This is a genomic window from Paenibacillus macquariensis, assembly GCF_900156375.1.
In the GTDB taxonomy this organism is placed as follows: domain Bacteria; phylum Bacillota; class Bacilli; order Paenibacillales; family Paenibacillaceae; genus Paenibacillus_AQ; species Paenibacillus_AQ macquariensis.
Genome location: NZ_FTNK01000044.1, coordinates 1 through 9,505, shown reverse-complemented (window position 1 = coordinate 9,505; position 9,505 = coordinate 1). Strand labels below are relative to the sequence as shown.

The following is a 9,505-nucleotide window of genomic DNA, read 5'->3' as shown; positions in this document are numbered from 1 at the left end:
AGTCCCTGGCTGCTGCTGAAGGTGAATCACATCATACTGCTGCTCCCACCGATCCCGTCCCTCCGGATCCGCAGAGCATTTGCTCATTATGGCCAGCTCTTTTCTATTGGCCAGTTCCTGGCTGCTGCTGAAGACAAATCACATCATGCTGCTGCTCCCACCGATCCCGTCCCTCCGGATTCGCAGACCATTTAACCATTATGGCAACCCTTTCTATTGGCCGGTTCCTGGCTGCTGTCAAGGAGAATCACATCATGCTACTCCCACCAATCCTGGCCATCCAATCACCAAAATCTCAAACCTCTCTATCTTTAGAGACAAATAAACACTAATGAACAACAAGGTTCGTATAGTTATATATCCCCTTTTACTCTATCCAAGAAAATAATGACCTCATTTTGTCACTAATAGTGACGAAATGAGGTCATTATAATATATCGTATTAAAAAAGCTCAGAACTGTTAATTAACCTCTTTTGATCCTTCTTAGAAATCTATTTCACAATAATTATCACAATTAATAGACCACTAGGCATCATCATCCTTAGTGGTCTCTATTAAATACATAACTGATTCACTTTATCTTTTGGGGAATGGGTTATTTTTTATAACTCGATTGCGATTAGATGACAACTGAGAGTCATTTTCTGAAGTAGCAGCTACTTGGTCAAAAGGATTTCCTGAAGTCAATCGCGCGCGAGTATTTAATATTTGTTTCTTTTCAATCTTACCTCCCATGTCAAAACCTGAAGCAGCTTTTTCTCTTTCCTCACTAAGCTTTTTAAGTGTTTCAGCCTCTGTACGTAAATTTCTAGCTCTTTCAGGTAATCCACCCATATTAGCCATAGTGTAAACTATAGCATTTGTTTTACTTCCATAGGTCACAGAACCGAGATACACATCTACATTAGGCAGTTCTACTTTCATTCTAGTGCGAATCACTTCCAGTGTATCTTGATTTATACGATCCTTCCGATCCCTAGGAAGCACAACAACTAGTGCTAGGCTACGCATATCCTTTTCATAGTCAAATCCATTAGCTAGTACATTTCTACCTTTATACGTACTAATGATCTCATTAATTAAATCTTCATTATTAGTAACTTCTTCAAGATTTATTTTCTTTTTCGCAAAAGTAATAACTCCTCCTGCTAATATTATATGATTAAGTAGATCCGCTGCATCCAAAGTGAATGCACTTTCTAAACTAGTAAGTACGCTCCATTCGTGAAGAATACTTGCAACCTTATAGTTGCTATATAAATCCCAAGTCAAATTTTTTACTTCTGGTGCTTCACTATGCTCTTTTACTATCTTCTCATTGTCTAGAATAACAAGAGACTGTAAGACACGATAACCATTATCATCTTCCTCATTAGTTCGGATCTCATTCAGTTTAGGGGCAAGTTCTACCATCGCATTGTATGCATTAAGGCTTTCAACTTGATTCGGTCTTGGTAGAGTAGTTATAACAGCTACAGGCACATGCAAAAAATCAGCAATTGCATCTACCAAAATATTTACTGCACCCGTTCCTGTACCGCCACCCATTGAATTTACGACAAATATAATATTACAATCTTTCATTTCTTCACCAATTACTTCAAAAATCGTTGATCCATTTTCTTCAAAAGCCTTTCTACCAATGTCAGGATCTTTTCCTACACCAGTTTCATATCCAATAAGAGGTAAGCGAAAACGAGCAGGTATATTCTTAAGATCATTCATGTCCCCTTTGTTAGAGTTAACAATAATACATGGATAAACTTGCTCACCATTTATTCGTTTAATTCCTGCAAATGCATCCGTAATCTTCGAACCACCTTGTCCTAAACCCACAAACCCCATTTTCAAACCAGAATCCGCATTTTTTTGTTGAACGAATCCTTCTAACGGCCATACCTGATCAATATTCTGTTGCATTAAATTTCCTCCTCATAACTAACTGTTTTAGAAGCAATTTTACTACCGAATAATATATTTGGAGTTTTCTCTATTAATCCACCTATGCAATAGGCTGCTTCAGTTCCATAATCCGTTAAATAATATTTCTCTTTGTTTCCCTCTTTCCAGCAATCAATAAATAGTGCTCCTTCTAACTTTGCTATACCTATGTCTACCAGACTCCTGTATTTAGTGAATTTCGCTTCAGGATCTGGATCATTTTCAATAAACTTTCTAACAATTTCAGACTTGAATATATTTTGCTCTTCCTGAATCACGAAAAAGATATCTAAGATGGTACCTTTCATTATTTGTTTGCAGATTTCTTCAATTGAAATATAATTGTCCAAAAACAAAACCTCCTCCACTTTTATTTCGTGACATTACGACACAAAACGCCTCTTTTTGTCACTAAACAACCTCAAATAGATTATACCACTATTTTGGTATAAATTTCAATAGTTCTACAATATTAATCAATATATTATCAACTAGTCATTAACTAGTAACTAGCGATAGCCTATATATTAATAATTTCATTCAATACATAGCAACTGATTATCAACTACTGGTTGGATATTCGCTACTAGTAGACTAGTCTACTTTGAATAGTACTAGCCTTTACATTAGATATAGATTATGTTTAATTTATCTTAAATGATTAGTACTAGCCTTTACACTTCATCTAGACTATCTTTTTAGTATGGATAAACGAACGGAAAGGAAGTGGTAGAGTTAATATGGTTGAAGAAAAAAAGTTTTGGCAGTTAACAGAGTTTGCAAGATTACTAGATGGTCACTACACAACTGTTAATCAATGGTTCAATACCTTGGAAAAGAAAAACATTCATTTTGTATCCAGAGCTGCAGATGAAACTAGAGTCTATGATGAATTAGATCTTTCAGTTGGTAGGTACATTAAAGAAAAGCGTACGGCCGGTTGGTCTTTAAATGGTATATATGACAAATTACCAGATGAATTCGATCTCAGACCTTTCCCTGAGGGCTTTACGGGCAAACAGAATGAATTGTCAGTAGAATTATTGGATAGCATGAAGAGACTATTCCAATCAGAACTGATAGACATCCTTGATCAGAGAGATCTTGAGCGAGAAAACAACAATATAAAACAAAAGTTGATGCTTGAAGAAAATAATCTTAGAATACGTCTAGAAGAAAGACAGCAGAATATTACCGATAGAATTACCGATCATCGTATAAATTCATCACTGAAACTTGAAGCACTAGACGAGTGGATAAAATTACCTTTATCAGATCGTTCTATTAAAATAGGTTTATTTCGTAAAGAAGAAGACCATCTTAAAAGGGAAAAGTTTATTATCCAGTACGTTAAAGATCATTATGCAGATCGATTATCCAAGGAGCTAGGGGCAGACATTTGAAAAACAGAGTAGGGTAGCGACCTTATCCTACTCTGTTTTTCAAATTGATCTGCAACCCTACAGGCCAATCTATAATCCCCTATAGATACACTAAAAAGAACTAACAAAGAGTAAGGAACCGTAGGTTCCTTACTCTTTGTTAGTTCTTTTTAGTGAGGTTCTTAGTTCTGTTTTTATGTGTGAATAGTAACTGATTAATAGATAGAATTCAGAGGATATAGTACAGTCGGCTTTGTAGTGTATGTAACGCTAGTTAGTTAGTTTAAAAATAATGGTTCTTAGCGAACCAAGTTGTCTCTGTAGTGGTCTTTCTAGTTGCTTTTAGCTCTATTATCCGTTAGTTAATTGTTAGCCCATCTATAGTTGGTTGTTATCTGAATGTTATTCTTATTAATATGTGAAAACTAGTTACTATTGGTCACTGATTTCTTTCGAATTGGATAGAATTTTGTCTCATCCCCAGCTATTGCAAATATTGATGTTGGCTTATTATTTTGATGTTGAAATGACCCATTTAACAATGACTGCCAATTTGTTTTTAGAACGTTGTATCGTTTCTCATTTGGCGCAACCCAGAGGATCGGAGAGGTGAAATTTAATTTTTCATGTAGCTCAATATATCGTCGATATTTTTCTTCAATTCTTCTTGGATTTTCAGTATCATTATCAAATTCTATAAAGAACTCTGCGGATCCTACCGTTAATTTTGCATCCGGTCGAAGCTGTCTTTTAAACCCTGGTCTATTTGCTTCTTCAGGATCTATTTCCAACAGATCGAGGTATAACAATTCAGTAGATAGTTTTTCACCAGTCCAATCAATATTCAGTCTATTAAGCTCACTATGCTTCTTTGCCCTCAGTAGAATGTCATTTGTACCAATGTGATGCATCATCATTGCAGATGTGATAACTTTTGCTGTTTCTGGAGCGTTTCGCATCTGACATACCAGCCTAATTGAATCTGGACCAAGTGTATATGCCCCTCGTTTACGAACACCAAACTTTGCTGGCAAATAGTAAACCCTTAGCATATCCCGGCCACTTTTCTGAATCTTATGTATGTGGTATCTTAGGTTGTCATACTGCATTCCCGTTATGGCCATTAGCTGTTCTGCTGTTGCAATTCCCATATCAAAAATAATGTTCTGCAGCTGTTCAACCCGTGTTAATCTATCATGATCTACCCACTTAAAAAGCATATCTACCACTTCCTTAATTTAGGTTTTAGCTGATCTTCTCCAGCAGCCTCCTGGTTATCTAAAGGTCTTCCAGTTTTAAGATAATGACTTATACTCCTATCGACCTCATTTGCTGATATTCCATCTCTTTTAAATAGCGCCATGCCACGTTGTAATCCCCATTTAAAAGCAGTTTCCATCTCACGTTCATTTTCGTAATCTGCCCATTCTCCGGATCCATCTGGACGGTATACATAAGGTGGAGCACAGCGTACTGTTGCAGTAGCTCTTCTTTTTTCCCCATTAACTACGGACCAGGTGTATATCGCTATTCTATTATCTGGTAAAGATTGCAATGTATCCTGATCAAACGTACCTCTTGTCATTCTTGAAATTATTTTTCCTGACTCTGGACCTTGCCGAGCAGAAAAAATATTCCCTACATTTTCAGTAATACTCTTTACTAATTCAGGTGTAAATTGTTCTAAAAACTGTGTACAGAGACCCAAACTTAGACCATGTTTTCTATCCTTTGCCTGAATTGTAGTTAACACAGGAAATTGAGTTTCATGAGCTTCATCATAGATTAGAAGGTGCGCCCTTGATCCTGTAGATCTTGTCTGAGCCTCTTTATGATATTGATTTGCTACATATCCACCCACAAGCTTAATTGCTTGATTTGACAGACCCTTTATATCAAACAAAACTATGTGACCTTCATCCATCCATTTTCGAATTTGTAACTTCATCTCATGGTGGCCAAACATCCTTCTCATATCAGCATTAGTCTGAAATGGTGAAAGTCTATTTAGGAGAGGTTCCACAAATCCCCTGGTTTCAGAGAGAGCAGGAAATTCATTTTTCCAGAACTGTGAAAGCATATAATCATCATTTACATATTTAGGAACAATTTGATTTCGAAAATGAGTATCCATAAGTAGTGGAAGCATTCCTAAAATACTATGACTTGTTATAGGATCATTCATAAGCGTTCCTAAACAATTTCTAACAATTCGTTCCATTCTAACTGCTGGTCCATAAGCAGAAGTAATTAGTTCAAGAACTTCATTTGACACGTTATAGATTGGTTCTTCTCTTCTCCTATATAGCAAATTCATAGGAAGGACATAATCTTCTCTACTAAAGTTAAAGTAATGAATTTTAGACCAATCAACTTTTTTTCCAATTTTCTCATAATGCCGTAATCGATTCAGAATACTTGCAACCGTTTCCTGTGCTGGATCAAACAAGGTAAATCCAACGCCGTTTTTAGGTTGTTCAATAAATTCAGATATAAGAGCATCAAAAATCTCCATAAGCATTGAAGACTTTCCTGATCCTGTTTGTCCAGTTAAAACAAAATGCTTCAGTATCTCTTTAACTGGTATTTTTACTGATCTATCGTTTCCACCTACGGGATGATCCATATGGCCAACATGAATTCCCTTGGTTAACTCATCCTTAGAAAGTAATGTTTGTCCTATTTTAATGTGCGGAATACGTTCATAAATTCTATGTTTACTTTGAGGTAATCGCACAACATTACCTAGCTCTGGACCGGTCATGATAACACAATTATCAGACTTCACCTTAGGTTCTGTACTAAAAACAAAACCTTCATATTTTCTAATTTTCTGAAGAAACAAATTATTATCTAATTTGAACATATGATTTATAGTACTAGCAATGGTTTGTAACTGTGCATCTGGATATTTGCCATGACACAGAATACCAATGTTAACAGCAAAAACAGATTCTCTACCTGTATATCTCTGCTCAAGAGCCTTCAGCTGCTGCTTTTGTTCTTGAGACATATCTCTACTAATATTCACCGGTTTATTTTTGTTTGTGTGTTTCTGCTGACCGCGTAAGGCAGCTGCAAAATCGTTACGCGATAAGCCAGCATCTGATAAAAATGAAGATGAGGATATATTTTTAAAGGAATCCATACTTGCCTTTATCTTAGATTTTATATTCTTATCTTTCTCAGGAATAACAGTAATATCTAACCAGGCTTCTGAATCCTTCTCATCTCCAAGTGAAAATAAAACATCTTCAAAATCAGTACAACCATCATATCGTTTAAAGGAAAAGCCAGAACGATTATCATTAAACGAATTCATCACCCCCCCAACTAAACCTACCGGCAGCTGTGGATCAGGAGTTAATGGAATAGCATCATGTGTAATATCCTCTAACTCAACATCAGGATATAACATTTTCATCATACGTAGGATACCGGTTGAACGATCACTAGGAAACCCTAAATAGAACGTCAATTTTCCTGTCTTTGATCTATGAATTAAATACCTAAAATGTACGCGACCTTTTTGCAATTCCTCACGGAAGGGCCTACGAAAAGAGTGTAAATGATCCATCATCCGTATAACTGGCTCTATTGAAGCATTGGTAGTCGCATGAGGTATAATCCGCACATATTGAGTAAATAACGCTTTATCACGTCCTAAACCAATTAACTTCACCATCAGTTAAACCTCCTTAGTAAGAATAGACTCTAACTTCTCGATAATTAGATCCTTAAGAAATAGTTCAGGATCAGATAAGGACACAAGATAATCCAAGACTTCAGCTTCAACCAAAGAAACCATACTATCAAAACGTAAAGCATAAACCGCAGACGACGCAGGTGTATAAGAGAGACTATGTACAAATAAAACGATATGTTCGAGCAGGGGGACCTCCGGTAAAGTACTGTCTACCACAAGCACTCCAGAAGTCGATAACAAAGCTTCAGCCTTAACGAGCCATCGAGGATGTTCAGCAACACTCCAGAGAATAGGGAAACCAAACGCTGAAAGCGAAAGAGCAAGAGTCAGCCAAGAATCAGAGAGAACCGTAGAAGGAGGAACAGAATAAGAACAAAAAACGAAACCCTGGAAAGGACCAACAAGAGAATCTCCAGGGACTAAAGAAACAAGAGAAACATCCGAGAATGCAACCGGAGGAAAGAAACCAAAAACACCAATACGCATAACAAGCACCACTCCTTAATATGTATTATCCGCAACCCCCATCAGGAGCATAGCTACTAAAAGATGTAAAGGAATTTGCACCTTTCATAGATTCGGAGATTTCAGGACCCCTAGGATTGTGATTTTTAGGGCCTATATTTTTGTGATTCTTATTATTTTCAATAACTTTTTTCCACTTCTGATTTTCTAAAGAGTATGTAGCTACATTCCCTTTTCCTGCCCCGCCCCCAGTTGCAATTATTCGTTTTTGGTCAATAAGTTGTTTTATCGCCTTTTTAACAGATCTCAATGGTGCTTCAATTTTTTTTGCAATATTTGATTGACTCATTGAAAGAGTTATAGACTTGCGGATAAGCTGTAGTATCCTATACTCAATATCGTACAGTTTTTGATAAGTTTTTTCTCCCTTATATTCTCGCATAATACGCATTTTGAAAGGAATTCCAGTTAGAATCTCAATATAACTAGCACTAGGCCCCCTATATTTTCCGGAATAAGCACTCTTCAAGCACTTTTTAATTTCTTTTATCTTCATAGGTAATTCGTTTCTCTCGTTCCAACGCATCAATTCTGATAGTGCATCAGCTATTTCCCAACTCTGAGAGTAATATAGCAGTGCCAGGGTAAAACAAGAATTGTCTCTCTGTCCGACTTGAGAGCCTTTTAGAAGCTTTTGAATAGCTGGATGACCAAATACATCAAGCTTTAAAATTTTGGCCCTCTGGCTACTAGTATTGGCGTACTGGACTATATCATTATTAGTTTCATACCAATCCTTAAATTCTTGATATGTATAATTCACGTCAGAGTGAGCATATTGATAGATATCACCTTTAGGTACTGCAAACCATCTCTCTACACCAACACCTTTAATATCAGCACCCGTTAATTGTGCCATTAGTCGTGATATTTTGATGTGGTGAGTAACATTATTGCTATATGCTGCTATTGGATCAATTAGCCAGTACACATGCCAATGACCAGGTGTTTTAGATCTAACAAGAAAGTGTGGAGGCATTAATCCTCCCTCACTAATCTTATCTAATACATCAATAGGGCTAGGTAGATAGCAATCAAATTCAAGAGCAAATGTAGTAATAAACTGTACGTTTTTCTTGATTCGTCCACACTTTGAAAGGTTAAACACATTAGGAGTGAACCATCGAGAATCACAAATGAGGTCTAATAATTTCTTTTTATCACTACAAGCTACATCTTTTTCGTAATTTTCTTCTCCTTGAGGACTCACCCGAACAAAGCGAACACCTTTTAGATCGTTATCATAGAGCGAGTCAAAAAAATAATTATCAACAACTTTTTGAAGTTCCATAGCTCACCCTCCCTTCAGATATTAGCTAAAAAAGACAATAAGAAACTAGGCCTTTGAGATTATTCCATTTTTTTGGAATTAACTTAAAGGCTTAAACCGATTTATATAAATACGTATTTAAAAAAAAATTAAAAAGATAACTTAAATGAAATTAACTATTATGTACTTAATTTAGACATCAAAAAAAGCCTAAATCCGTCTCCATCGAAGACAAATCAAGGCTTTATAATACTTGAAAAATAAATGACTATGTGATAAATTTAAGTTAAATAAATCAAGTCATTGTTTCAGCACTGATAATTCCGATGGAGGTCGGATGATTCAGCTAACTAGTATAAGAGCTACCAACTCTTTTTCTAGCCGCTGCAATGGCTATTTTTTTTTCAACGAGCCGAATTAAGTTATCCACATTTTAGCATATATGTTTTCAAATTAAAAGGGAAAAGTTATACACAATGTAAAATAATTTTTATTATAGTAAAAAATTAGGTGCGATTTTAAAATAATTATCCACTGAATCCTGATTTGTTAAATATTACAAATTGATATATTCTGCTCTATATCCCTCCTATTTGAAGCGTTCATTACAATACTTCCTAACGGATTTATCCGAATCTGAAGCACACGATCAGCCCCTTTTTTCTTAAAATCGAATCAC

The 9,505-nt window shown here is 35.9% G+C and carries 8 protein-coding genes; 2 read left to right on the top strand and 6 right to left on the bottom strand.

Translation table 11 applies throughout. From position 1 onward, the window contains the following. On the top strand, window positions 1–195 hold a 195-nt coding region (locus tag BW961_RS30985), incomplete at its 5' end, for a hypothetical protein (protein WP_212568143.1). A gap of 383 nt (window positions 196–578) precedes the next feature. Here the strand turns inward: BW961_RS30985 and BW961_RS28665 are convergent. Then, window positions 579–1,922 carry an FtsZ/tubulin family protein gene (locus BW961_RS28665; RefSeq protein WP_068591232.1) on the bottom strand — a complete coding sequence of 448 codons (1,344 nt, stop codon included), beginning with the start codon at window positions 1,920–1,922 and terminating at the stop codon, window positions 579–581. Beyond that, window positions 1,922–2,293, bottom strand: a complete 372-nt coding sequence (locus BW961_RS28660) for a hypothetical protein (RefSeq protein ID WP_068591230.1) — start codon at window positions 2,291–2,293, stop codon at window positions 1,922–1,924. The genes BW961_RS28665 and BW961_RS28660 overlap by 1 nt, the downstream gene beginning before the upstream one ends. Window positions 2,294–2,683: 390 nt before the next feature. Here BW961_RS28660 and BW961_RS28655 point away from each other — a divergent pair, with 390 nt between their 5' ends. Next, on the top strand, window positions 2,684–3,346 hold the full coding sequence (locus BW961_RS28655; protein ID WP_068591228.1) for a hypothetical protein: 663 nt from the start codon (window positions 2,684–2,686) through the stop codon (window positions 3,344–3,346). Window positions 3,347–3,750: 404 nt separating this feature from the next. Here the strand turns inward: BW961_RS28655 and BW961_RS28650 are convergent, their stop codons facing one another. The 4 genes from BW961_RS28650 to BW961_RS28635 are packed head-to-tail and all read right to left on the bottom strand — an operon-like array spanning window position 3,751 to window position 8,847. Next, window positions 3,751–4,545, bottom strand: coding sequence for a replication-relaxation family protein (locus BW961_RS28650; RefSeq protein WP_068591226.1), 795 nt, complete (start codon window positions 4,543–4,545; stop codon window positions 3,751–3,753). 2 nt (window positions 4,546–4,547) lie between these two features. Next, window positions 4,548–7,010, bottom strand: coding sequence for a helicase HerA domain-containing protein (locus tag BW961_RS28645; RefSeq protein WP_068591224.1), 2,463 nt, complete (start codon window positions 7,008–7,010; stop codon window positions 4,548–4,550). 3 nt (window positions 7,011–7,013) lie between these two features. Further along, window positions 7,014–7,517, bottom strand: a complete 504-nt coding sequence (locus BW961_RS28640; protein WP_068591222.1) for a hypothetical protein — start codon at window positions 7,515–7,517, stop codon at window positions 7,014–7,016. Window positions 7,518–7,542: 25 nt separating this feature from the next. Further along, a complete protein-coding gene (locus BW961_RS28635; RefSeq protein WP_068591221.1) occupies window positions 7,543–8,847 on the bottom strand; it encodes a primase C-terminal domain-containing protein in 1,305 nt (434 codons plus the stop codon). Between the last annotated feature and the right edge of the window lie 658 nt (window positions 8,848–9,505).